Genomic DNA, 24,447 nt, shown 5'->3' with positions numbered 1-24,447 from the left:
TCTTTAATATTATATTTTACCCAGTATCCTTCCCTTCCACTTCTACAATTACATAAGCTAAATTTACTTCTTTATAATCCTTACTTTAAAATCGCCTTTTTGCATTTTTAAAAACTCTAAATTTCCTTGTATTTTTCCTAAAAATACCAAATCTTCATTTGCATTTTGAAACTCATAAAAAATGCCTATATTTCCCCAAGGCACATAATAAAACAAATCCCCAATTTGCGGCTTATAAGCACTACTTCCTTTCGCATTTAATGCTTTGGGTAAATGTGCGATTTTTTCTTTTCCTATAAAATCACTAAATTCTAACTCCAAGGGCAAGGTGTTGTAAAACTGCCTTGAAGCCTCATTTTGCTCTAAATTTACAAGCAATTCCTTGCCATTAAAAAGTAATTTTATTTGCATTAAATCTCCCTTGTTTGATAAATCAGCAAAAGCAAGCATGCTACTTAGCATTATTACAAATAAAATCTTTTTCATCTCTTTCCTTATTTTAAATTTGCTTTAAAAAATTCTGCGATTTTGCTAAAAGGGATTTTATCTGCATTATCATACAAATCCACATGATTAGCATTTTTTACGATCAAAAGCTCTTTATTATCGCCTTTTAGATTTTTAAAAGCATCTTCGCTAAAATATCTGCTATGTGCATTTTCTCCATGTATCATAAGCACAGAAACATTTATCTCATCGCTGAATTCAAGAATAGGAGCATTGATAAAGCCAAGCGATGAGGTAGCATTCCACGCACCATTTGAGTTGATTGATCTTTTATGAAAACCTCTTTTGGTTTTATAATACTCCCAATATTCTTTGATAAATTGTGGCTCATTGCCGCTAAGTTTTTGTGGTAAAGTAGGCGCTAGCTCAAAAGTACCATTTTTAAAATCTTTTGTGCGTGCTTCATTTAGCTTTTTCTTTAACTCATATCTTGCTTGTTTGTCTAAGCTATCATTATATCCATAAGCATTAACCCTGCTCATATCATACATTGTAGAAGTTACGATAGCCTTTATCCTTGTATCCATAGAACCTGCATTTAAAGCAAAACCACCAAAACCACAAATTCCTAAAATGCCTATTTTACTAGGATCAACATTTGCAAGATTGCTTAAAAAATCCACCGCCGCACTAAAGTCTTCTGTGTTGATATCAGGACTTGCCACATTTCTAGGACTTCCTCCACTTTCTCCTGTAAAGGAAGGATCAAAAGCTAAAACAACAAAACCTGATTCGGCTAAAGTCTGCGCATAAAATCCTGAAGCTTGCTCTTTTACCGCTCCAAAAGGACCACTAATCGCAATTGCACTAAGCTTTTTGGATTTTGCATTTTTTGGGATATATAAATCCCCAACCAAAGTAATACCATAGCGATTTTTAAAAGTGACTTTTTGTATTTTTACCTTATCGCTTTGAGTAAAAACCTTATCCCAAGTAGTTGCATACAGCATATTTGCACCTCCAATCAATAAAACCATAAGCAATAATTTAAAAAAATTATTCTTCATTGTGAAGCTCCTTTTCAAAATTTTCACAATTATAAAAAATGAGAGTAGCTCTAAGTCAAGATAAATTTTAAATTTCTTTTAAAAAATTTTACCTAGGTTCTTATTTCATCTTAAAAATCATTGCTCTAAAAAACAACCGTCATCTAAATAAAACTTGTGCTAACTTAGATTTAGTCATTTTTTTATGTAAGAATTTAAAGGCTTATAGTAGGTTATTTTATTTAAAATATAAAGTTTCAGGATTTTTTAACATTATATGCAATTTATTAAATCTTTATATTTTAATTAATAATAAATTATATAAGTATTTTGCAAATTTTTTGCAAAATACTGCTAAATTATAAAGCTATAACACCAACACGAACATTTTCATAATTAGAATCTAATGCAATATCCATCATAGCGCTTGCATAATCCCTGTAACCTATTTTGCTTTCATTATTTGAATTCAGTTCAAATTCTTCACCTATGATTTTATAATGATTACTCTTTGGCAAAGCAGGCACAAACTCTGCAGATGGACTAACATACACCCATTTAAAGCCCTTTTCATCGCGTAAAAATGTAAGCACCTCTGCAGTTGCTTGCGCTACACCCAAATACTCTTTAGGAAAATCTGGCATATCCATCAATCTTGTCTTGTGGCTACTATCCATATATAAACTTCCAGCACCTCCTACAACAAGCACTTTAGCACGACTTCCTTGCAAAATTTTACTTAAAAATTCTATGTGCTTTTTATGCAAACTCAAATCTTGCCATTCCCCAAATGCATCAATGATTACATCAAAATGTTCTAAATCCTGCGAATTTAATAAGAAAAGATCCTTTTGTATTATTTGAACATTTTTTTCAAACTCACTCATTTTAGAACTATCGCGCACGAAACATACAGGATTTAAACCGCGATCTAATACCTCATTAGTTATTGCCTTGCCTGTTTTACCACTTGCGCATAAAATTGCTATTTTCATTGCTTATCCTTTAAAAGATATTCATATATAAATATGATATTAAAATTATAAATAAACTAACATTTAAAAATCAAGTAGGTATTATTTTATAATATAATACTTATTTTAGGAGTAATGTGTATATATAGTATCTTTATAAGGATAAAAAATTTAAAAAATATGTTATAATTTTTAAAAAATAAGGTTAAACTATGAAAAAATATCACTCCCCCTGTCCTGTTGAAACAACGCTCAATCTTATTGGCAACAAATGGAAAATTCTCATTATTAGAGAATTGCTAGATGGAGAAAAGAGATTTGGGGAACTAAGAAAAAATATTTCAGCTACAAAAAATCAAAACATCTCTCAAAATGTACTTACACAAAATTTACGAGAACTAGAAGAAGCTAAGCTATTAAAACGCAAAGTTTATGCGGAAGTTCCACCAAGAGTTGAATATTCGCTTACCTTGCTTGGCAGTAGCTTAGAATCTGTTTTAAAAAGTCTTGAAATTTGGGGAGATAAATACAAAAATATGAATTAAAACCTTAATTTCATACTTTGAATTTTATCTCTTAATAAAATCATGACAATTCCAAAGCTTAGTAAAATAACAGAACTTATAGCAATAAAACGCGTATTGCTTAAAGAAATGACAAGTCCACAAATAGCAGTGCCGATGCTAAGTCCTATATTTGCAACGCTTATAAAAAGCCCATTAGTAAAATCTTTTGCTCTAGGAAAAGGATGGCTTATTAAAAAATGGGTTCCATTATTCATCACTCCACCTAAAATACCCAAAATAAAAGCTAGTATCATTAAAATCATATTTTGATAATAAAAATTAAAAATAAGTACATAAATTCCAATCATCAACAAAAGTGTAAAAATCAAATTTAAATTAACATTTTTTATAAGCAGTTTTGGTGCAAGATTGTTGCCTATAATGTTAGCAAAACCATAAAGAGCAAGAATAATACTGATTAAATCAAAATTTATTTTCGAAATACTCAATAAAAAATCAGAAAAATAAGAATAAAATCCCCAAATTCCAGCATTGATACAAACAACACAAAGTATGCTTATCCATAAAAGCGGATACCTTAAAATAAGTAATTGCTTGCCTATTTTGACCTTATTTTCTTTTTTGAAATTCGGCACAAAAAATAAAGTAGCCACAAAGGATAAAAGATTTAAAAACACAAATAACAACATCGAAATTTCAAAGCCGAAATTTCCACCTAAATAGCTAGTAAGCGGTACTCCTAAAACCATACCTGCACTCACAGCTGCAAAAATTTTCCCTACATTTTTAGGAATATCTTTTTTATCCAATGCCAAATTTGCAGCCATGCTTAAAGCTAGTGCTATATAGATAGGATGAAAAAATGCAGGAATAGCTCTAAAAACAAGCAATTGCCAAAATTCACTCACAAAAGCAGCGATTAACGAGCTTAAGATAAATACAGCTAAACAAATAAGCATAAGTTTTTTGGGATTAAAATTTGCACAAAGTAGCGGGACAATAGGAGCGCAAAAAGTAATCACAAGTGCAAAAATACTCACACTCCAACCTGCATCTGAAATACTTACGCTAAAATTTTGAGAAACAATAGGAATTATACCCATCATCCCTAGCTCTGTGCTTAAAATCCCAAATACGCCTAAACACAGCACTAAAATAATTTTTATATCCGATAAAGAATTAGATTTTTCTTGATTCAAAGCTTGCATTTTTGCCCTTTATTTTAAAATTTTTGCAATTATAAAAGATGAGAGTAGCTCTAAGTCAAGTGGTAATTTATAAAATCAATATATAAATATATCTTGATATATTAATAAATTTATATTACACTGCTCTAAAAAATTTTTAGGAAAAACAATGCAAGTATTTTTTAGCACTTTTAAAGAGTTTTTGTATCTATTTGTCGAACTTTCTGTACTTTTTATAGGAATTTCTTTTCTTATTAGCATTATCAACCAAAAATACGAAGGAATGTTTAGAAAACAACTGAGCGGAGATAAAATTTCAAGCTATTTTAAAGCTATATTTTTAGGTGCTTTAACGCCTTTTTGCTCCTGTTCTACCATACCGCTTTTAAAAGCATTTTTAGAAGCTAGGGTAAAACTTAGCGTGTGCTTGGCTTATCTTTTTACCTCACCTCTTATAAATCCTATCATTTTTACCATGCTTTTTGTTACCTTTGGCTTGAAATTAAGTCTTGTGTATGTATTGTTTTTGGTAATTTTTATTTTTATAATTTCTCTTATTTTTTCAAAATTTAAAGAAGAGTATTTTTTAAAGCATACTCCTAAAAATTCAGCTCCAAGCATTTTCACACAAAATGCTAAAAACATAGGCAAAATAGTCTTTAAACCAAGCTCTTGTTGCACCAACACTCAAAACAAAGCTAACGATACAAAGATAAATTTCAAAAAACTTTTCAAAGAAAGTGTTATAAACTATAAAAAATTACTACCTTATATCGTAATCGCAGTGCTTATAGGGGCTTTGATCCATGATTTTATCCCTCAAGAAATTTTACAAAAATACCTAAGTGGCAATGAAATTTTAAGCATTATTCTAGCAGCATTTTTTGGAGTTTTACTTTACTTAAGAGTAGAAACCATTATCCCTATAGGCTTGATACTTTTGCAAATGGGAATTTCTCAAGGGGTGATCATGAGTTTTTTAATCGCAGGTGCGGGATGCTCTTTACCCGAGCTTGTTTTACTTAAGCAAATGTTTAAGATGAAATTTTTATTATTGTTTGTAACTATCATTTTAAGCGTAGCCATATCTTTTGGCATGCTTATAAATTTCATATGAGGAAAAATAAATGCAAAAGTTTTTAACCATTATTTCAGCGATCAATGATGAAAGCAGAGTGCTTATCTTATACCATCTTTTAAAATATCAAGAACTTTGCGTGTGTGATTTGCAAAAGCTTTTAAATATGGGACAATCAAGGCTTTCAAGACATTTAAAAATTTTAAAAGACGCAGGGTTTTTATATGTCAAACGCAAGGGGACTTGGGCGTATTATGGTATCAGTGATAAGCTTTTAAAACTGCATTCTGATCTTTTTGAAAATATTAAAAATCTAGATATTGACATTGTAGTTTTAGAAAACAATACTTGCGAGGATGATAAATGAAACTTGCATTTATTTGTATTCATAATAGCTGCCGTTCTCAAATGGCAGAAGCACTAGCTAGGCATAAAGCTGAAAAAATGGGCATAGATATCGAAGTATTTTCTGCAGGAAGTGACACTTCTAAGGGTGTAAATTTGCAGGCCATAAGACTTATGCGTGAAATTTATCAAATCGATATGAAAAAGCATTATTCTAAACTCATCGATTCCTTACCTCAAAATTTAGATATAGTTGTAAGTATGGGTTGTGGCGTGGCTTGTCCTAGCTTAAAATCAAGGTATTATTTTGATTTTGGATTAAAAGATCCTAGCGGAAGCTGTGATGATGAGTTTAAAAAAATAATTCAAATTTTAGATTCTAAACTGACAGCTCTTTTACAAGCCATAAAGACAAATTCTCTTAAGGACTTTAGATGTTAGGTTTTATCGATAGATTTCTAACGCTTTGGATATTTTTAGCTATTTTTTTAGGCTTGGTTTTGGGTATCATTTTCCCTGATATCGCTTTATTTTGGAATTTATTTGAATACAAGTCTGTAAATGTAGTATTGACTTTATGTCTTATTTTGATGATGTATCCGCCTTTAGCTAAGGTTGATTATGCGAAGCTTTCAAAGGTATTTGATTCTAAAAAAGTTATCTTGCTTTCTATGATTTTAAATTGGTTTATAGGCCCTTTGCTTATGTTTGTCTTAGCTTTTATTTTCTTAAAAGACGAGCCTTTATATATGCAAGGAGTTATCATCATCGGCTTGGCAAGATGTATCGCAATGGTGGTAGTATGGAGCGATTTAGCAAAAGGTGATAGAGAATACACCAGTGCTTTAGTAGCGATGAATAGCATTTTTCAAATTTTATTTTTTTCCACTTTGGCTTATATTTATCTAGATTTTTTACCAAAATTACTAGGTCAAAGCACTTTAGCTACAAGTTTAGATATAGATTTTTCGACTCTAAGTAAAAATGTTTTGATTTATTTAGGAATTCCTTTTTTAATGGGCTTTATAACAAGAACCCTACTTTTAAAATGCAAAAGCAAACAATGGTACGAAAATACCTTTTTACCTAAAATCAGCCCTATAACTCTTATCACCCTGCTAGTAACTATTATCATTATGTGTTCTTACAAAGCAAATGAAGTATTTCACCTGCCTTTAGAAGCTTTAAAAATAGCCTTTGTTTTGACTTTGTATTTTATCATCATGTTTTTTCTAACTTGGTTTATTTCTAAGAAAAATCATCTTTCTTATCCTAAAACTTGTTCTTTATGCTTTAGCGCAAGTGGAAATAACTTTGAATTGGCTATAATCATTTGCATTGCTACTTTTGGGCTTCACTCAGAACAAGCTTTTGCAAGCATTATAGGTCCTTTAGTAGAAGTTCCTGTACTTATCTTACTTGTAAAATGGGCATTGGGTAAAAGTTTAAATTCTAAAAAATGAATCAAGCCTCATGACTCTTTACAAAACTTATCGCAAGGTTGATAATCCTTGCTTTCTGGATTAAACCCATCAACTTCATTTGCAAGCATTTCTTCATAAATTTTTATCTTTTTACTTAAAACTTTTTCACTTTCTTTTAGAGTTTTAATTTGAGTTTGTAGCTTTTTCTTTGCTTGTTTTAACATATCTTGTCTTTCTTTGGCAGTTTTTATACCTAAAGAGCAAAGCTTTATATAGTGTCTGATTTGTTCGATTTGCATACCTGAAATTCTAAGCCATTCTATCCATTTTGCCCATTCTATATCGCTTTTTGAAAAATACTTCACTCCATTTTCATCTTTTTGCACAAAGGGAAATAAACCTTTTTTAGCCCAAAATCTTAGCGTATGCGAGCTTATTTTTGTTTCTTTTTCAACTTCTTTTATAGTATAAGCCATTTTATTTTCCTTTCAGTATAAAATTATAGAATATATAAGGTTAATTTAAAATAATCATTAGTTAGCTCTTTTTTAAAAGTAAAATTAAAGTATTACAATTAAAAAGCAATGATTAAATTATTTTTTGTTACACTTACAAGGTAAGTTTTTTAAAACTAACTTATATTTTATATCATAGGGGGTTCATTTTATGAATAGTATAAAAATAAAGCTTTCGCTTATTGCAAATTTAATTGCAATTTTCGCTTTAATTATTTTAGGTGTTGTAAGTTTTTACTTTACAAAAAATTCTTTATATGAAGCAACTTTTAGAGAACAAACTAACCTACTCAAAAGTTCACAAAATATAGTAGAAGACTTTAGATCTAAAAATATAGTTGTGCTTGAAAATTTAGCAAAAGATATTTTGAGTTTGCCTTATGAGGCTCTTAACTCGCAAGAAAATCTCATTCAATATGCAAGCCCGATGTTGAAAGACTATCGTCATACTATTAACGCTCTTGCAACCTTTATTGGACAAAGCAATGGTGAAAATGTCATCAGTGATGGAATCAGTGATCAAAAGGGCATAAACGCAAGAATCAATGGCAAAGCAAACAATTATAATGCAACTACAAGAGGTTGGTATCAAAGTGCTATGCAAACAGATACATTTGCCGCAAGTCACCCTTATATCGATGCAGTCACCAAAGAATTTGTTATCACTTATTCTAAAGCTCTTTATAAAGATGGTAAATTTATCGGGGTTCTAGGTATAGATGTTTTATTAACAAGCTTTCAAAATCAAATTGCAAAAACTCCAGGAAATGTTTTTGTATTTGATAGAGAAAATAAAGTATTTGCCGCAACCGATACTAAATTGCTTGATCCATCTATAGATTATTCTCCTGTTTTAAATGCCTATAAAGCAAATGGGGATTATAAATTTTTTGATTATACCCTAAACGGAGATGACAGATTGGGAATTTGTACAAAGGTATTTGCTTATCTAGCTTGTGCTACTGAAAGTGATGATGTTATTGATAAACCTATTGCAGAAACAGCTTTTGTCCAAGTTATAGCAGTAATTATTATAATAGCTTGTAGTGTGCTTTTACTTTATTTTATTGTATCATACTACCTCTCCCCACTCGCCTCTATCCAAGCAGGACTTAATTCTTTCTTTGGCTTCATCAACCATAAAACCAAAGATATTTCTACTATTGATGTAAAAACTAATGATGAATTTGGTCAAATCTCTAAAGCCATCAACGAAAACATCCTTGCTACTAAACAAGGTTTAGAACAAGATGCTAAAGCAGTAAAAGAAAGTGTTGAAACAGTAGGAGTAGTAGAAAGTGGTAATCTTACTGCAAGAATTACAGCTAATCCTAGAAATCCACAATTAATAGAACTTAAAAATGTTCTTAATAGACTTTTAGATGTTTTACAAACTAAAGTAGGATCAGATATGAATGCTATTCATAAGATCTTTGAAGAATATAAGTCTTTAGACTTTAGAAATAAACTTGATAATGCTAGTGGTAATGTTGAAATCACTACCAATGCTTTAGGAGATGAAATCGTTAAGATGTTAAAACAAAGTTCTGACTTTGCTAATCACTTAGCCAGTGAAAGTTCTAAACTTCAAAGTGCAGTTCAAAATCTTACTTCATCTTCTAATTCTCAAGCAGCTTCTTTGGAAGAAACAGCTGCTGCTTTAGAAGAGATTACTTCTTCTATGCAAAATGTTTCTGTAAAAACCAGTGATGTTATCACTCAATCTGAAGAGATTAAGAATGTTACAGGTATTATTGGAGATATTGCAGATCAAATCAATCTTCTAGCATTAAATGCTGCTATTGAAGCTGCAAGAGCAGGAGAACATGGTAGAGGATTTGCAGTTGTTGCAGATGAAGTTAGAAAGCTAGCTGAAAGAACTCAAAAGTCTTTATCTGAAATAGAAGCTAATACTAATTTATTGGTTCAATCTATCAATGATATGGCAGAATCTATTAAAGAGCAAACTGCAGGTATTACTCAAATCAATGAGAGTGTAGCTCAAATTGATCAAACTACTAAGGATAATGTAGAGATTGCTAATGAGTCTGCTATTATTTCTAATACTGTAAGTGATATAGCTAATAATATACTTGAAGATGTGAAAAAGAAAAGGTTTTAATTAGAGACTGATATATAAAATTTAGATTGATATGCGAGTATCAATCTAAAGATTTAATTCATTAACACTTTTAGTTGATTACTTGTTGATATCTTTAATTCATTATTCATTAATACCTAGGTAGATTGGGTTAGTTTGTTTTATATAGTTCTTTGTTTGATGATTTATTCTATATTTTTTGATATTATTGCTTTTGTGTATTAGTTGCGTATCTATTGAATTTATTTCTCATTTAGCTTAAAATAAATCGCCTTTTTTTGATTAAATTCCTTGCTTAACTTCATTTGTCTACTCTAAAAATTACTCACTTTATAAATTACTTAAACAGCTAACATACACTATATAACTTTTTGCTTGTTTGTAAATTTATGCATATTTATACTTAAAATTTTAAACTAACATAGAAAGGATCTATATAAGAAATAAAAAGGTTTTTACAAAAAAATATAGTGGAATTTTTAGAAAATAAAATATGATTTTGGTTTTTATTGCGATGATTTAAAAAATTCAAGCCATACTATACAATTAAAACAAAAACTATTTCAATACATATAGAAAATCAAATTAAGCTTATTGGGCTAAAATTTGATTTTTATCTCGACATAAATTTTGCCAGTTAGAAGTAGTTTTAAGCTCTAAACACTGCTTTAGACTTTCTTTTTGCGCCTGAGTATTTTGCATTCTTTCATAAGTCATACTTTGTATATATAAAGCTCTAGCCCTATCTTCATCTGAAAGCTTTAATTTTAACAAATCTATTAATACTGCTAAAGATTCTTCATTTTGATTGGTTTTAGCCAAGGTATCAAGATAGATAAACTCTAAATTTGGACTAAAGAGATTGATTCCTTTTAGGTTTTGATAGTCAATAGCCTTAGGTGCATAATTTAAAATCGTTGTTTGCATATTGTGATCGTTTGCGTAAATTAATAAATTATCATAAGCTTCAACCATTGTAAAATTCATAGGAAAGCTCTCTAAAATTTGTAAAATTTTGATAGCCATATTATAATCATCCATTTTCAAATAAGACAAAAATTGCAAATAATAAGCTTTAAAATTCTCCTCATCACTCTTTAAAATTCTAGAATTTGATATTTCTCGAGCTATATTTAAAGCTAATGGATATTGTTTATTATCATAAAGTATAGATGCTTTTTGCAAACCATAAAAAATAGAATCCTCATTATGATTTTTATCGATATAATCCATTGCTTGTTGCATATTTGAAGTTCTTATAAGACAAGCTAGCATTTGTTTTTTATTTTCTATCTTTTGTCCAATTTCATAGGAATTAAATTGTGTAAATATATTAACAGCATTGATACAATTATCGGCTTTTAAGTCATTATTTAGAAGCTGAGTAGCTGCTTGCTCTAACAACTTTGTAGAATTTGTTAATTTCTTATTTTCTATCTGATCTTTATAGGCTAACACTGCACTTAAATTACCCTCTTTATAATAAAGCGCGACATCCTCATCTAAGGCTTTATTTGCTATATTTTCATCTTTTTGAGCATATTCTTTCATTAAATTTGCATAACGCTGATGCAAAAATGTAGCATTATTATCCGCTAAAGCAAAGAAAACCTCATCATTTGCTTTTCTAATTTCATCTAAATATTTTCCATCTAAATAATTATCCATATACAAATCAAGATATTTTTTAGCATCACTTGATCTTGAAGTCATAGCTAATGTTAAAGCAAGATCCTTTAAAACTTGCTCATATCTACTATCAATTTTAGGCATTTTTAAAAAAACATCTTCGTAAATACTTGCACTTATGTCATATTGTTTGTGCTGATTAAAAAGTTTAGCAAGCTCCAAAGATCTAAACATATCCTTTGGAAAATATTCAGGATTAGCCTTTAAAATTGTATTGACATATTGCACAGCTTTATCGATTTGATTGTTAGCAAGATAATCTTTGATTAAACTCATCGCTGCTCTTGCTGCTAAATCTAAATTTTTAGTATTAAAATAAATATCCTCATAAATATCTATAGCTCTTTCTTTCTCATTTAAAGGATAGATATAATCAGCATAATCAAGTCTTGCTAGCTGAGTAAAATAACTATTGGGTTGTTCGTTATTTAAAATCGACATAATATATTCTATATCAGCACGCTGTGATAAGGCGATATAGGTTCTTAGCATAATATGCAAAACTTCTGGAAAATTCTTATCACTTGTAAAAGTACGATTCCAATTTTTAGCCTCATCAATCATTTTTTCCAAAACTTGCTGATCGCGCATACTTGGATCTTGAGTGTAAATTTGGCTTTGTGCTCTAAGCTTATAAAGTATAAACTCATTCATAAAAATACTACCACGATAACGATTGATGGCATTTTGAGCATCTGTAATCACTTGAGTATAGTTGGCCTTATCATACTCATTTTTTATACGCAAATAAGTATTGATATCAGCACTTTGAGGGATAATTACAGGATCTGAATTTAAATCCAAAGCTCCAACATAAGGCAAGCTTTCATGCGGGAAATTGATATTAAAATCAAGTCCATCATAATCTTTTACATGCTCTAATTCTGGAGTAAAAATAAAAGTAAAACTCTTGCTTTTATGCATGCTTGAAGAATTTAGCTCTTTATCCGCATAAATATTTTGCGATAGATCAAACATTCTTGCGCTTATTTTAGGTATAATAATCATTTTAATCTTTTGAGGCTCTTTGATAAATTTTAAATCAAAAGCAGTAAAGCTTTGATCACTTAGTTTATTATCCACTATACCCATAATCTCGCATTCAAAATGCATTTTATCTTCAATAATAATTTTTTGACAAGTAAAATCTAAGTCATTACTAGCATGTAAGACCGCAAAAGCTTGATTGTTCTCGCGGCCTGTATTTAGGGCTAATTCAAAAGAAAAAAGAGTGCAAATACTCAGCAATACCAAAAATATAATTTTCATACAATAATTATATTATATTTTAAGTAACAAAAATAAAGCAAACACACTAATCAAAGTGCAAAGAGTTAAAATAAAACTCTGAATAAAATTTAAATGCTCTGAAACTTTAGCTTGAGTTTTTATAAATAAAGCATGGATGATTAACTTCAAGTAAGCATAAAGCATAAGAAGTGATGCCAAAGCCATAAAAAGAGCTAAATACCAATAATCAGCGACAATTAAAGTTTTTAACACCATCACCTTGCCCCAAAAAGCACCAAATGGAGGAATTCCAGCTAATGAAAGCACACAAAAACTAAGCGATAATGCAATCAAAGGCTTTTTAAGCAATAAAGCATTAAATTCTTCAAATGAGCTTCCCTTAAAGGTGCTAAGAATCAAAAATACACCATAATTAGCAAAGCCAAAAAGCACCCAATAAACAAATATAGAATTTAAAACATCATCAGCCACATTTAACAAAGGAATACATGCTGCTAAAACAAAACTAGAATGCACTATAGAACTATAAGCAAACATTTTTTTGACATCTTTTTGGCTCAATGCGGCCAAAGCTGCAATAAGCATTGAAAATACTGCCAACACATTTAAAATATTTTCAAATCCTAAATGATTTAAAAAGCTAAAAAGTCTGATAACTACAACAAACATTGCTATTTTTGGGACAACAGAAATAAAAGCAACTAAATTTACATGCGCTGAAGAATACACATCTTTTAACCAAAAATGAAAAGGAGCTAAAGAAAGTTTGATAGCACATAAAACAAAAATCATAACTCCTGCTCCTAAAAGCATAGGATCTTTATCAAGAGCCAATTTCAAACCCAAATCCAAAGTACCTGTTCTAATATAAATCAAAGCCGATGCCATAACAAAAAAGCCCGAACCTACTGCCGCAACGCTAAAGTATTTAATAGCACTTGAAATGGCATTATTGCTTCCACGCATAGCAATAAGTGTATAAAGAGCCAAGGAAGAGCTTTCAAGTCCTATGAAAATCAAGATCAAATTTGAGCTTGAAACCATAAGCAAAAGCCCCGCTACCATAAATAAAAACAGACTATAAAATTCGCCTTGATTTTCTTCTTTTTGCATCAAAAGATACAAAAACGAAAAGCACAAAATAACCAAAGAAGCATACAAAGAAACAATATCATTATTTAGAGTTCCTAAAAATCCTTTTGCTTCTAAGCCTTGCGCAGCGATATTATTTAAAATTAAAAAAACACTCACAATCAAAGATAAAGAGCTAGTAGCCATATAAAAAGTTCGATGAAATTTCCAAAAACCCGAACAAAGTAAAAGCACGATAGCCACAGCAATCAAAAATGCAAAAGGATAGGATAAAGGGATATTTAAGCTGCTTAAATCGATATTACCTAACATTATTTTCCCCTTCTAAATGATTTAAAAATCGAATGGTTTGATCATCAATAGCTCTTTCTTTCATTTTTTCAACAATGAAATCTGCATCTTTATTTAAAGGATCTAAAAAAATCTTTGGTGCTATACCCAAATAAAAAATCAAAACCACTATAGGTATCAAAGAAAGAATTTCTCTTGCATGCAAGGAGCAAGTTTCAAGCTGATTCTCTTTTTGCATAAAAAACATTTTTCTAAATACATAAAGCATATAAATAGCACCTAAAATGATCACAAGTCCTGCCAAAAGAGCATAAAGTAAATTAAGTTTTGCAACACCTAAAAGAATTAAAAACTCTCCAACAAAAGATAGTGTAAGTGGCAAAGATATACTTGCAAGCAAAATCAAAGTAAAGAAAATAGTAAATAAAGGCGCTTTACTAGCTAAAGAATGATAATAAGAAATTTCAAGTGTGCCATATTTTTTATATAAAAGCTCAGCCATTAAAAACAAAGCTCCCGTAACAATACCATGTGCAAACATATAAAATACCGCTCCACTAAGCCCCAAAGCATTAAAAGAAAAAATACCTAAAATCATAACCCCAAGGTGAGAAATCGAACTATAAGCGATCAATTCTTTTAAATTTGAAGCGCGGTAAGCGATTAAGGCATTATAAATTATACTTACTATACACAAAGCTACAACTAAAGGCATAAAATACACACTCGCATCAGGGAAAAGCGGCAAGCAAAAGCGTAAAAATCCAAAAGGAGCCATTTTAAATGCTACAAGCATCATAGAAACTAAAATAGGCGAATTTGCATAAACTTTTGGCGCCCAAGTATGAAAAGGGAAAAGTGGTGCTTTAATAGCAAAGGCAACAAAAAATGCTCCAAAAAGTAAAATTTGCTCGTTAAAACTCATAGCCGAAGCGTTATTTTTCCAAATTTCTATATCAAAAGTGAAGATATTTAAAAGTTTGTAGGTCGCATAGGCTTGATAAATTAAAGCCAAAAGCATTAAAATAGAACCCGCAAAGGCATAAACAAAAAATTTAATCCCCGCTCTATAATCTTTACCATATACTCCCATAATATAAAGCAAAGGTAAAAGTGAAAATTCCCAAAATACATAAAAAAGTAAACCATCAAGCGAAGAAAATAATCCCATAATCGCAAATTCTAAAAAGAATATGCAAGACACCATTGCTTTTTGCTCAATCTTTAAAAATAAAAAACTTAAAAATATCATCAAAGAGCTTAAAAGCATTAAAATCAAAGCTATACTATCAGCGCCTATATGATAACTCATGAAATTTACTACCTTAAAAGGAAGTTGATATTCAAGGTTTATTCCATTTAAATAATCTTGCCAAATCTTGATATTTAAACCCAGCACCATTAAGCTCGCTATGACGCTAAAAACTTTTATACCACCACGATTTAAAACAAGAGTTACAAAAGCGGCAATTAAAGGAAAAAAGATTAGATAATTTAACATTTTACACCACCCATACCAAAATAAGCAAAATCACAAATCCTGCCACCAAAAATCTAAGCATCAAATTAAGACTATTTGTCATAATTATTTTTTGCGAAATCAAATTACAATAATAAGCAATTTTCTCCACTATAGCATCAAAAATATAAGTATCACAATGTTTTAAAACCGCACACAAGCTTTCGTATTTTGAAACTATAAATTCATGATAAAACTTAGGAATAAAATAATCATTGCTCAAAAGCTTATGGATTTTATTTTGCTCTATGCTATCTTTAAACCAAGAAGCCTTATAAGCTATAATAGCTAAAACTACACCCAAAACAGCTGCTACACTCGCACAAATCATTACAAGTTTATTTTGAGCATCGATAAAAATAAGTTGAGTGCTAAGATATTCAAAAAAACTATGCTCAAACAAGCCCGCAATAATAGCTAAAACCACCAAAGGACTCATAGCCAAAAGAGCTATTTTACTTGCTTCATGTGGATGTTTATCATGTCTAGAAGGAGTGAAAAATACCAACATTAAAAGTCTAAAACTATAAAAAGCGGTTAAAAAGGCTGAGATTAAAAGAATTAAGAAAATTCCATGATAATGAGCGATAAAAGAATAACCCAAAATCAAATCTTTTGAGAAAAAGCCTGCTAAAGGATAAATTCCTGCTAAAGCCAAAGAACCTATAGTCATAAAAATAGCAGTGATTTTTAAAGATTTAAAAAGCCCACCCATTTTTTTAATATCTAGTTGATCATCCATTGCATGCATAACATTTCCAGCACCTAAAAAGAGTAAAGATTTGAAAAAAGCATGGGTTACTAAGTGAAATAAAGCTATACCATAAGCTCCAAGTCCTGCAGCCACAAACATATATCCAAGCTGCGATAAAGTAGAATAAGCAATAATGCGTTTTAAATCCCTAGCCACCAAAGCCATGGAAGCTGCAAAAATAGCCACAAATGCTCCCAGCAAAGCAATAAAATAAGAAACCTCAGGCACTAAAGAGTAAATTTCTCCTGCACGAATAACCAAATAAACCCCCGCAGTTACCATAGTAGCGGCATGGATTAAGGCTGAAACAGGTGTAGGTCCTGCCATTGCATCTGCAAGCCAAGTATGAAGAGGAAATTGTGCGGATTTTCCCATAGCTCCGATAAATAAACAACTCGCAATCAAAACCAAAGCATTATGATCTAAATTTTGCGCTATGGCAAATACTTCATTGTATTTTAAAGTACCTGCTTGAATATAAAGCCAAAAAATTCCTAAAAGCATACCCAAATCCGCAATACGATTCATGATAAAAGCTTCATTAGCTGCAAAAGAATAAGTATTATTTTTATACCAAAAACCGATTAAAAGCCAAGAACAAAGCCCTACTCCTTCCCAGCCTACAAAAAGTCCTAAAAAATTATCACTCATTACTAAAAAAAGCATTGAAAATACAAAAAGCCCTAAATAAGCAAAAAATTTATTAAAATCTTTATCGTGAGCCATATAAAAAATACTATAAAAATGCACACAAGTTGCTACAACACCCACAACACTCATCATAGTAAGAGAAATAGCGTCTATGTTAAATCCAAAGCTTAAACCTATAAACCACTCAAATAAACTTACATTAAAAGCTTGATTGTTAAAAAGTAGATACAAAGAACAAAATGCACTTATGCCAATCAATAAAGAACATACATAAGCGACAAAAATTTTTCTTTCACTTAAAGCAAAACAACTTGCAAATAAAAAAGCTACAAAAGGGCTAAAAAGAGAAATCAAAGCTAAATTTTGCATTATCAAACCTCCTCTTTTAGGCTCTTTAATTCTAAAGTGCCTTTTCTTCTATACCAAAGCACACAAAATGCCACACCCACAGCCACTTCACAAGCAGCCACACCCATCACAAAAAGAGCAAAAACTTGTCCATTTAAATCCTGATGCATCTTAGAAGCTGCAACAAGGGCTAAATTTGCTGCATTGAGTAAAATTTCACTTGAAATAAAAAGCATAATGAGATTTTGTCTTTTTAAAATACCGATTAATCCTATAATAAACATTGCAATAGCTATAAAAAAATACTTTTCTACCATTATCTTTCCTTTGTAAGCTCTTTATGTGTAAGCACGATCGCACAAATTAAAGCGATTAAAAGCAAAATAGCTATAAATTCAAAAGCTAAAAGATATTTTGAAAAAATAGCAAAAGCAAGTTGCTTATTATAATCGAATAAATTTGGATCACTTAAAGCCAAATCACTCGCGATATTTTGGTGCTTAAAGCCCAAAAGCATAAATAAAAGTAAAACGGCACTTAAAATTACCAAAAGAAAAAAACTTTTCTTAGCTCTTAATTTTTCTTTGAATTCTTTGGAATTGTCAAAAAACATCATAGCAAAGCTATAAAGCCCAAGCACAGCCCCGCTATAAACTATAATTTGTATCACTCCTAAAAACTCTGCATCAAGTAAAAAATAAAAACCCGATAAAAAAACCATTCCACCCGCTAAAGCAGAAAGAGAATAAAGCATAGTTTTACTCAAAACTGCTACCAAGAAAAAGCCTAAAACCACTACACTAAAAAATGTAAAAGCTAAAATTTCTATCATTTAACTTCTCCTTGTGGAGCTAAATTTGGCAATGCACATTCTTCATCGGTGCATAAATTTTTTTCTCTTTCTTGTAAAACTTCATAATAATTTGGAGTTTTTTTCACAAGTAAATCCGCATCCTTTCTAAGACTACCCGCACCCTCAAATTCAACTTGATTTTTAAGCTTATCAATAGGGGTTAAAAAATCTTGCTTATAGCCAAAATAAGATCTTTGTTCAGCTGCATTTTCATATTCTGTACCATGGACTATAGCAAGTTCGGGACAAACTTCAGCACAAAAACCACAATAAATACAACGCCCCAAATTAATACTATAATTTCCCACCTTTTTACGAGCATTTTCATCTAAAGAAGTTTCCATCCTAATACAATTACTGATACAAATCTTTTCACAAAGCCCGCATCCTATACATCTTTCATTTTCACTTTCTATAAAACGCATAAGACGGTGTACGGCACGGTAACGGTTGTCAAGCTTTACCTTTTCAAAGGGATATTTTATGGTTGCACTATTATTTCTTTTTAGCATTTCACGCATAACCACCCACAATCCCACAAAAAGCTCTAATTTCACACTTCTTTTTAAAGCTTGTGAAATCTTCTGCCAAGTGCTAGTAGGAGTCTTTCTTTTTTCATCGATTAAATAATAATTTTTCATCACAAACTCCTATATAAGTACTGCAAAGGCAGTAATTAAAAGATTTAAAACCGCCAAAGGAATTAAAATTAAATAACACATTCTCATCACTTGATCAGGGCGAAGTTGTGGAAAAGCTGCTCTAGCCCAAAAATACCAAAAGAAGATAAAACTTGATTTTACTATCATCATAATCCAGCCAGGTATAAAATAAAAGTCATTAAAACCGCCTAAAAATAAAAGCGTAATTAAAATCGCTCCTGCTATCATAGAGGCATATTCTCCTATAAAAAACATACCCCATCTTAAACCCGAATACTCCGTACCATAACCCGCAACAATGTCAGCTTCATTTTCAGTTAAACAAAGTGGAGTTCTATTGGTTTCGATAAATAAAGCAATCACAAAAAGCGCAAAAGCTAAAGGCTGTTTAAAAATAAGCCATGAAAAAAATCCATCACTTTGATAATTATTAATATCTATCAAAGAAAAAGATCCTACAAGCATAACAATAGCTATTAAAGCAAGAGCTCCTACACTCTCATAAGAAATGATGGCTACAAGCCCTCTTGCAGCGCCTATGATTGACCATTTGTTGTTGCTTGCAAGCCCACCTAAAAATATAGCATAAAAACAAAGCCCCGAAGTTCCTATAACAAAAAGCAAAGCTACATTAATATCGGCAATCAAAGGCTGTATAGTGCGACCAAATAATGTAAATTCAGGAAGCATAGGAATAGCCGCTAAAGATACAAAAGCACAAATGGCCGCGATCAAAGGCGCTATAGCAAAAATCAATTTTTGAGAATTTGAAGGTATGATATCTTCTTTAGTAAAAAGTTTTATCATATCTGCTACAAGCTGAATAAGTCCAAAAGGTCCTACCATATCAGGCCCGATGCGTCTTTGAAAATAAGCCAAAACCTTTCTTTCTGCATAAGTTGCAAGTCCTGCTAAGGTAGCAAAAATTGCAATTACTATAATACACTTAATTAAAGCCTCTAAAGCAAAAAAAGCAAAATCACTCATGACTCGCTCCTAATTTTTCTAAATTTGCCACAATAAATCTTTCATCAAAAAAACTTAGCGTGTCGATTTTTTCATCAAAATAAGGTAAAAAAGCCCCATTTTTTATGTCTTTATCTATACGCACGCTAAGACTTAATTCCTTATCTTTGATCTTAAGTTTTACAAGATCTTTATCTTGCAAGTTTTTTTCTTTTGCCAAATTCTGACTAACCCCTAAAAAAATCGCTTCATTGATTGCACTTGCACGATTTGAAAATCTACCAAATTGATAACTAGGATTTGCACTGTAAAGCAAAATTTCATCTTCTTGTAAGGTTAAATTTTGCAAATGAGGAGCTATAAATTCATTCTTAGCGCTTTTTTTACAGCATTCTAAATTTAAATCATACCCTCTTTTGCATTCTCCACTGTTGGTATAAAAATTATCAAGACTATCAAATTCCAGAGGAGCTATAAATTCATTCTTAGCGCTTTTTTTACAGCATTCTAAATTTAAATCATACCCTCTTTTGCATTCTCCACTGTTGGTATAAAAATTATCAAGACTATCAAATTCCAAAGGAGAAAAACCTTTGTTAATAGGAAGTCTTTTGGTGTAATTGATCGTATACTCCTCATCAAAACCTAAAGCATTAGCTAAATCATTTAAAAAGTATCCATCAAATTCTAAAGCTGCATTGGTTGGAACTACTTTTTTATCATAATTTAAAAAAGTACCCTCTTGCTGATTTAAACTTGAGCTAGCTAAATTAGCATGTTCTTCATAAGAAAAGCTAAAATCTCCTCTTTCATTATAACCCAAAGTCTTACCTTCTTGCATACTCTCATCTAAATCACAAATCATAGCAACGCCTAAGGTATTTGTATGTGTAGGATTTAAAAAGACTTTAAAAGGTGTTGTATTTTGGATCAAAGCTAGTAATTTGGCTAATTTTTTAGCATTCTTGTGAAAATAAAAATCACTTCCTATAATCAAAGTAAAATTAGCCTTTTTAAGCAATAAATCTTCTAATTTATCCTCATCTATACCCAAATTTTTAGCAAAAACCGAGCGTTTTACTTCTATGGTTTTTTTCACTTTTTTAGGCACAACTTTTTTCACTTCTTTAGAAATTTCATTGCCTTCTTCATCTTTTTCTACAACTTGCTCTATAATTTCTTCATTAATACTTTCTTCTATTTCTTTATTTTCATTTATAAAAAATTCAGCCAAATTTGCCTTTATGTTTTCATCTTGACTGAATTTTTGAAGTAAGAAATATAAAATTTGCTCCTCATCTCCGCTTTTGTGAGTATGTGAAATGAAATTTTTAGAATACTTTGCAATGCCTGTATCTTCTATAGGGTGAAAATAAAGTCCTGAGCCTTTATTCATCACTAAGGCATTGTTGATTTTATAGCTAAGCGTAGGTGCATCGTATCTTAAAAGCGTTCCTGCAACGACTAAGAAATCGCTTTTTGTGATATCTTGAGTTGTAGCATTATAAAACTCACCGCTATTGCTTATAAATTCTTCCAAAAAGTCTTTAAATTTTAAAGCTTCGTTATTGATAAGATTTAAGCCAAATTTCTTTTTGAAATTTTGTAAAATCAAAGCTTCTTCGTTGGTAATAAAGCTATTAAATTTAATATTTTTAATCTCATTTTTTTCAAAAAGTTCTATAAGCTCTTTAAAAGCTTTTTCATCCTTACTTGCCTCATTTTGTGTATCAAAAGCAAATCTTGCAGCCTTATTTAAACTCGCAAAAGAAAAATCATTGCTTACGCGGTAAATTTTAGGTTTTTGATTGCTAATGCCGCTTTGTTTGATATCATAATACATAAGCTCACAATCACTTGAATGTGGATTTGAAGCAGGAATTCTTTTAAGCTCCCAAATATTAGAAGTATATTGAAATTTAGAGCCTATCAAAGCTCCTGTTGGACATACACTGGTACACTCTCCACAAAAAGAACAATCAAGCGTATCTCCGTTTGCAGGGCCTATCAAACTTTTTTGAAATTTCGTCCAAATCGCATAAGCGTCTTTACCCATACTTTCTTTAAAGCTATTATCTACACTATCGCCTCCACGAGGCACTGTTTTTAAAGCACTCTCGCCGATTTTATCCTTACAAACTGTGATACAACGCTCACATACTATACAAAGTGCAGGATCGTAATTGATCATTCCCCAATGTTTATGTGGTTTATGTGTATCTTTAATCCAATGTCTTTGGATATTTACACGGCTTTTGTGGGTGAAATTTTGCAATTCACATTCGCCTGATTTATCACAAACCCCACATTCTAAAGGATGGTTAATACAATAAGCTTGCATGATTTCATTTCTTTCATCCCAAAGATTTTGCAAATCACTTTCTACAACCATACCTTCTTTTGCTTTAGTATTGCAAGAATACACTTTTTTACCATCAGCCTCTACCATGCACATACGACAAGCCAAAGTCGGACTACAGCCTGAAAGATAGCAAATTGCTGGGATAAAAATATCATTTCTTCTTGCTATATTTAAAATATATTCGCCTTCTTCAAAGGCGCAATCTATGCCATTTATTTTAATTGTCATTTTGCTTCCTTTATGCGAATTGGAGTAAAATCAAAACCTTGATGATCGTAATTTAAAAAGGCTATAGTGCCCTGCAAATTTTCATCCAAACAAAGTGTAGTTTTAAAGCTAAAATCTTTAGCCAAAACTTCAACTTCACTTTTATCTTTACATTTTGCAATTTGCAAAAATTGCTTAGAACAATGTAAATTATCATCTTTTAAATTTGCTCTAAAAAGCACCAAGCCATCATAACTATCAAGCTCTTGTAAGGTACTCAATTTTGTATTTTTAAAATCACATTCTTTTTCACTACTATCTAAAATTTTAAGTTTGTATTTTTGGCTTAGAAAATTTAGAAAATATTTGATATTTTCACTGTCTTTGTAAAAATTAATATTTTCATCTACAATTAAGTATTTTGCATTTTCTAAAAAATCTAAAATTTCACTCGCCTCTTCTTCACCAAAACAAGATTCTGCACTCAAATATCCCTCATCTAAGTCTTGAAAATTATCCATTTCGCTCATCTTGCAAAGCAAAGCTAAAACATAACTCAAACTCGCAATTTCACATTTATAAAATTTCGCATTTAAATTCTTATCTTCAAGGCAAGAAATATAAATATTTTCACCTTGAATTTTTTCACATAAAATTTTATTTTTAAGACTTAGCATATCCACAAAACAAAGCGCTCTTTCGTAACTCATACGCTTTCCTTTTTAATCACTATAGTCCAATCCACTTGATTAAATTTCAAGGAATTTAAAAGCTCACAGCCTTGCTCTTTAACAAAAGAGAAGCTTTTCTCTACGGGTGAAAAGTCACCGATTTCAAAAAGCACCACCAAAACTTCTCCTTTTTGAGCTTCTTTTATGATTTGTGCTAAATCTTCAAAAAGCTCTTTACTCTTTCTTAAATCCACTCTTCTCATCGATCTATCTCACCTAAAACTATATTTACATTTCCCATAATGGCCACAACATCAGCCAAATAAGTCCCCACAAGCATTTCTTCAAAAAATGCACAATGCCAATAACTAGGCGTTCTAGCCTTTAAACGATAAGGCCTTCCCGTACCATCACTATGGATAAAAAATCCAAGCTCGCCCTTAGGACTTTCAGTTGGCACATAAACTTCACCCTTTGGAGGTTTTAAACCTTGAGTTATAAGTACAAAATGCTGCATTAAAGAATAATTTTGCGTTAAAATTTGCTCTTTTGAACTGCTGACATATTCAGGATGATTGGCCAAAATTTCAGGCGGAGTATCTTTGTAAAGCGCGGCACATTGTCTAAGTATTTTAAGACTTTCGCGAAATTCTTGCATATAAACTTTATATCTAGCATAAGAATCTCCTTGAGTTGCATAAGGCACGCCAAAGTCTATTTCATTATAAAGCAAATAAGGCTCTTCCTTGCGTATATCATATCTTACGCCACTTCCTCTTAACATCACCCCTGTACAGCCCCAATTCATCGCCTGTTCTTTGCTTACGACGCCTACATTTTCAGTTCTTAGGCGCCAAATTCTATTATCATCTAATAAAGCTTCATAATCAGCGATATCTTTAGGAAATTTATCGCAAAATGCCAAAAGCTCGTTTAAAAAACCTTCAGGCAAATCAAGCATAACTCCACCTATTCTCATAGAAGAATGTGTAAGTCTTGCCCCACAATATTTTTCTATCAAATCCAAAACATACTCGCGCTCTCTAAAACAATACAAAAATACGCTCATCGCCCCAATATCAAGCGCGTGAGTTGCAAGCCAAAGCAAATGCGATGCGATGCGATTAAGCTCTAAAAGTATCATTCTTATCACTGCTGCACGGCGTGGAATTTCTAAACCACAAAGCTTTTCAACGGCTGCGCAATAAGCATAATTATTAGCCGAAGCAGCGATATAATCCATCCTATCAGTTGTCGGGATAAACTCTTGATATATCATATTTTCAGCCATCTTTTCCATACCACGATGCATATAGCCTATGGTAGGGCGCGCTTTTACAACCTGCTCTCCATCAAGTTCTAAAATAAGGCGTAAATTTCCATGCGCTGAAGGGTGTTGTGGTCCTAAATTAATAATCATTTTTGAGTCTTCTTGCTCAAAAGCTATATTTTCATAATAAGGTTTTAACTTGCTAGGAATTTGCATC

22 protein-coding genes and 1 pseudogene are annotated in these 24,447 nt (G+C 31.1%); 6 read left to right on the top strand and 17 right to left on the bottom strand.

What is annotated here, in order from left to right; all coding sequences use genetic code 11:
- Positions 1 to 63 precede the first annotated feature (63 nt).
- The 3 genes from AAID94_01060 to AAID94_01050 form a co-directional block, all read right to left on the bottom strand.
- Positions 64 to 486: a cyclophilin-like fold protein gene (locus AAID94_01060; protein XAK24140.1), complete on the bottom strand. Its 423-nt coding sequence runs from the start codon at positions 484 to 486 to the stop codon at positions 64 to 66.
- Positions 487 to 494: 8 nt separating this feature from the next.
- The gene (locus tag AAID94_01055) at positions 495 to 1,514 is read right to left on the bottom strand and encodes an alpha/beta hydrolase (protein ID XAK24139.1); all 1,020 of its coding nucleotides are present in this window, start codon (positions 1,512 to 1,514) and stop codon (positions 495 to 497) included.
- 338 nt (positions 1,515 to 1,852) lie between these two features.
- Complete coding sequence (locus AAID94_01050; protein ID XAK24138.1) at positions 1,853 to 2,488, bottom strand: NAD(P)-dependent oxidoreductase; 636 nt, start codon at positions 2,486 to 2,488, stop codon at positions 1,853 to 1,855.
- 191 nt (positions 2,489 to 2,679) lie between these two features.
- Here AAID94_01050 and AAID94_01045 point away from each other — a divergent pair, with 191 nt between their 5' ends.
- Positions 2,680 to 3,012, top strand: a complete 333-nt coding sequence (locus tag AAID94_01045; protein ID XAK24137.1) for a helix-turn-helix domain-containing protein — start codon at positions 2,680 to 2,682, stop codon at positions 3,010 to 3,012.
- Here the strand turns inward: AAID94_01045 and AAID94_01040 are convergent.
- Entirely contained in the window at positions 3,009 to 4,202 is a 1,194-nt protein-coding gene (locus AAID94_01040; GenBank protein XAK24136.1) for an MFS transporter, read from the bottom strand. The two genes, AAID94_01045 and AAID94_01040, sit on opposite strands and share 4 nt — an antisense overlap.
- A gap of 148 nt (positions 4,203 to 4,350) precedes the next feature.
- Here AAID94_01040 and AAID94_01035 point away from each other — a divergent pair, with 148 nt between their 5' ends.
- The 4 genes from AAID94_01035 to acr3 are packed head-to-tail and all read left to right on the top strand — an operon-like array spanning position 4,351 to position 7,067.
- Positions 4,351 to 5,298, top strand: a complete 948-nt coding sequence (locus AAID94_01035; protein XAK24135.1) for a permease — start codon at positions 4,351 to 4,353, stop codon at positions 5,296 to 5,298.
- Positions 5,299 to 5,308: 10 nt separating this feature from the next.
- The gene (locus AAID94_01030; GenBank protein ID XAK24134.1) at positions 5,309 to 5,626 is read left to right on the top strand and encodes a metalloregulator ArsR/SmtB family transcription factor; all 318 of its coding nucleotides are present in this window, start codon (positions 5,309 to 5,311) and stop codon (positions 5,624 to 5,626) included.
- Positions 5,623 to 6,045, top strand: coding sequence for an arsenate reductase ArsC (locus tag AAID94_01025; GenBank protein XAK24133.1), 423 nt, complete (start codon positions 5,623 to 5,625; stop codon positions 6,043 to 6,045). Before AAID94_01030 ends, AAID94_01025 begins: the two co-directional genes overlap by 4 nt.
- Positions 6,039 to 7,067: an arsenite efflux transporter Acr3 gene (gene acr3, locus AAID94_01020; protein ID XAK24132.1), complete on the top strand. Its 1,029-nt coding sequence runs from the start codon at positions 6,039 to 6,041 to the stop codon at positions 7,065 to 7,067. The genes AAID94_01025 and acr3 overlap by 7 nt, the downstream gene beginning before the upstream one ends.
- An 8-nt stretch (positions 7,068 to 7,075) precedes the next feature.
- Here acr3 and AAID94_01015 read toward each other — a convergent pair whose 3' ends face one another.
- Positions 7,076 to 7,504: a MerR family transcriptional regulator gene (locus AAID94_01015; GenBank protein XAK24131.1), complete on the bottom strand. Its 429-nt coding sequence runs from the start codon at positions 7,502 to 7,504 to the stop codon at positions 7,076 to 7,078.
- A gap of 190 nt (positions 7,505 to 7,694) precedes the next feature.
- Between AAID94_01015 and AAID94_01010 the strand changes: the two genes are divergently transcribed.
- Positions 7,695 to 9,665: a methyl-accepting chemotaxis protein gene (locus AAID94_01010; GenBank protein XAK24130.1), complete on the top strand. Its 1,971-nt coding sequence runs from the start codon at positions 7,695 to 7,697 to the stop codon at positions 9,663 to 9,665.
- Positions 9,666 to 10,235: 570 nt separating this feature from the next.
- Here the strand turns inward: AAID94_01010 and AAID94_01005 are convergent.
- From AAID94_01005 to nuoD, 12 genes and pseudogenes are all read right to left on the bottom strand, one after another.
- Complete coding sequence (locus tag AAID94_01005) at positions 10,236 to 12,602, bottom strand: flagellar protein (GenBank protein ID XAK24129.1); 2,367 nt, start codon at positions 12,600 to 12,602, stop codon at positions 10,236 to 10,238.
- 12 nt (positions 12,603 to 12,614) lie between these two features.
- Entirely contained in the window at positions 12,615 to 13,988 is a 1,374-nt protein-coding gene (locus AAID94_01000; protein XAK24128.1) for an NADH-quinone oxidoreductase subunit N, read from the bottom strand.
- Positions 13,978 to 15,468: an NADH-quinone oxidoreductase subunit M gene (locus AAID94_00995; GenBank protein XAK24127.1), complete on the bottom strand. Its 1,491-nt coding sequence runs from the start codon at positions 15,466 to 15,468 to the stop codon at positions 13,978 to 13,980. The genes AAID94_01000 and AAID94_00995 overlap by 11 nt, the downstream gene beginning before the upstream one ends.
- 1 nt (position 15,469) lies before the next feature.
- Entirely contained in the window at positions 15,470 to 17,260 is a 1,791-nt protein-coding gene (gene nuoL, locus AAID94_00990) for an NADH-quinone oxidoreductase subunit L (GenBank protein ID XAK24126.1), read from the bottom strand.
- A gap of 2 nt (positions 17,261 to 17,262) precedes the next feature.
- Positions 17,263 to 17,556, bottom strand: a complete 294-nt coding sequence (gene nuoK, locus AAID94_00985; GenBank protein XAK24125.1) for an NADH-quinone oxidoreductase subunit NuoK — start codon at positions 17,554 to 17,556, stop codon at positions 17,263 to 17,265.
- On the bottom strand, positions 17,556 to 18,071 hold the full coding sequence (locus AAID94_00980; GenBank protein ID XAK24124.1) for an NADH-quinone oxidoreductase subunit J: 516 nt from the start codon (positions 18,069 to 18,071) through the stop codon (positions 17,556 to 17,558). The genes nuoK and AAID94_00980 overlap by 1 nt, the downstream gene beginning before the upstream one ends.
- Complete coding sequence (nuoI, locus tag AAID94_00975) at positions 18,068 to 18,733, bottom strand: NADH-quinone oxidoreductase subunit NuoI (protein ID XAK24123.1); 666 nt, start codon at positions 18,731 to 18,733, stop codon at positions 18,068 to 18,070. The genes AAID94_00980 and nuoI overlap by 4 nt, the downstream gene beginning before the upstream one ends.
- 9 nt (positions 18,734 to 18,742) lie before the next feature.
- Entirely contained in the window at positions 18,743 to 19,741 is a 999-nt protein-coding gene (gene nuoH / locus AAID94_00970; GenBank protein ID XAK24122.1) for an NADH-quinone oxidoreductase subunit NuoH, read from the bottom strand.
- A gap of 427 nt (positions 19,742 to 20,168) precedes the next feature.
- Positions 20,169 to 22,310, bottom strand: a pseudogene (locus AAID94_00965) (NADH-quinone oxidoreductase subunit G).
- Positions 22,307 to 22,999 carry a hypothetical protein gene (locus AAID94_00960; GenBank protein ID XAK24121.1) on the bottom strand — a complete coding sequence of 231 codons (693 nt, stop codon included), beginning with the start codon at positions 22,997 to 22,999 and terminating at the stop codon, positions 22,307 to 22,309. The pseudogene AAID94_00965 and the gene AAID94_00960 overlap by 4 nt, the downstream one beginning before the upstream one ends.
- Entirely contained in the window at positions 22,996 to 23,223 is a 228-nt protein-coding gene (locus tag AAID94_00955) for an NADH-ubiquinone oxidoreductase subunit E family protein (protein XAK24120.1), read from the bottom strand. The genes AAID94_00960 and AAID94_00955 overlap by 4 nt, the downstream gene beginning before the upstream one ends.
- Positions 23,220 to 24,446, bottom strand: a complete 1,227-nt coding sequence (gene nuoD / locus AAID94_00950; GenBank protein XAK24119.1) for an NADH dehydrogenase (quinone) subunit D — start codon at positions 24,444 to 24,446, stop codon at positions 23,220 to 23,222. The genes AAID94_00955 and nuoD overlap by 4 nt, the downstream gene beginning before the upstream one ends.
- Position 24,447: the final 1 nt, after the last annotated feature.

The organism is Campylobacter coli, assembly GCA_039516895.1.
Lineage (GTDB): Bacteria > Campylobacterota > Campylobacteria > Campylobacterales > Campylobacteraceae > Campylobacter_D > Campylobacter_D coli_B.
Note: the sequence above shows the minus strand (reverse complement) of the source record. Positions and strands in the feature narration are given on the sequence as shown.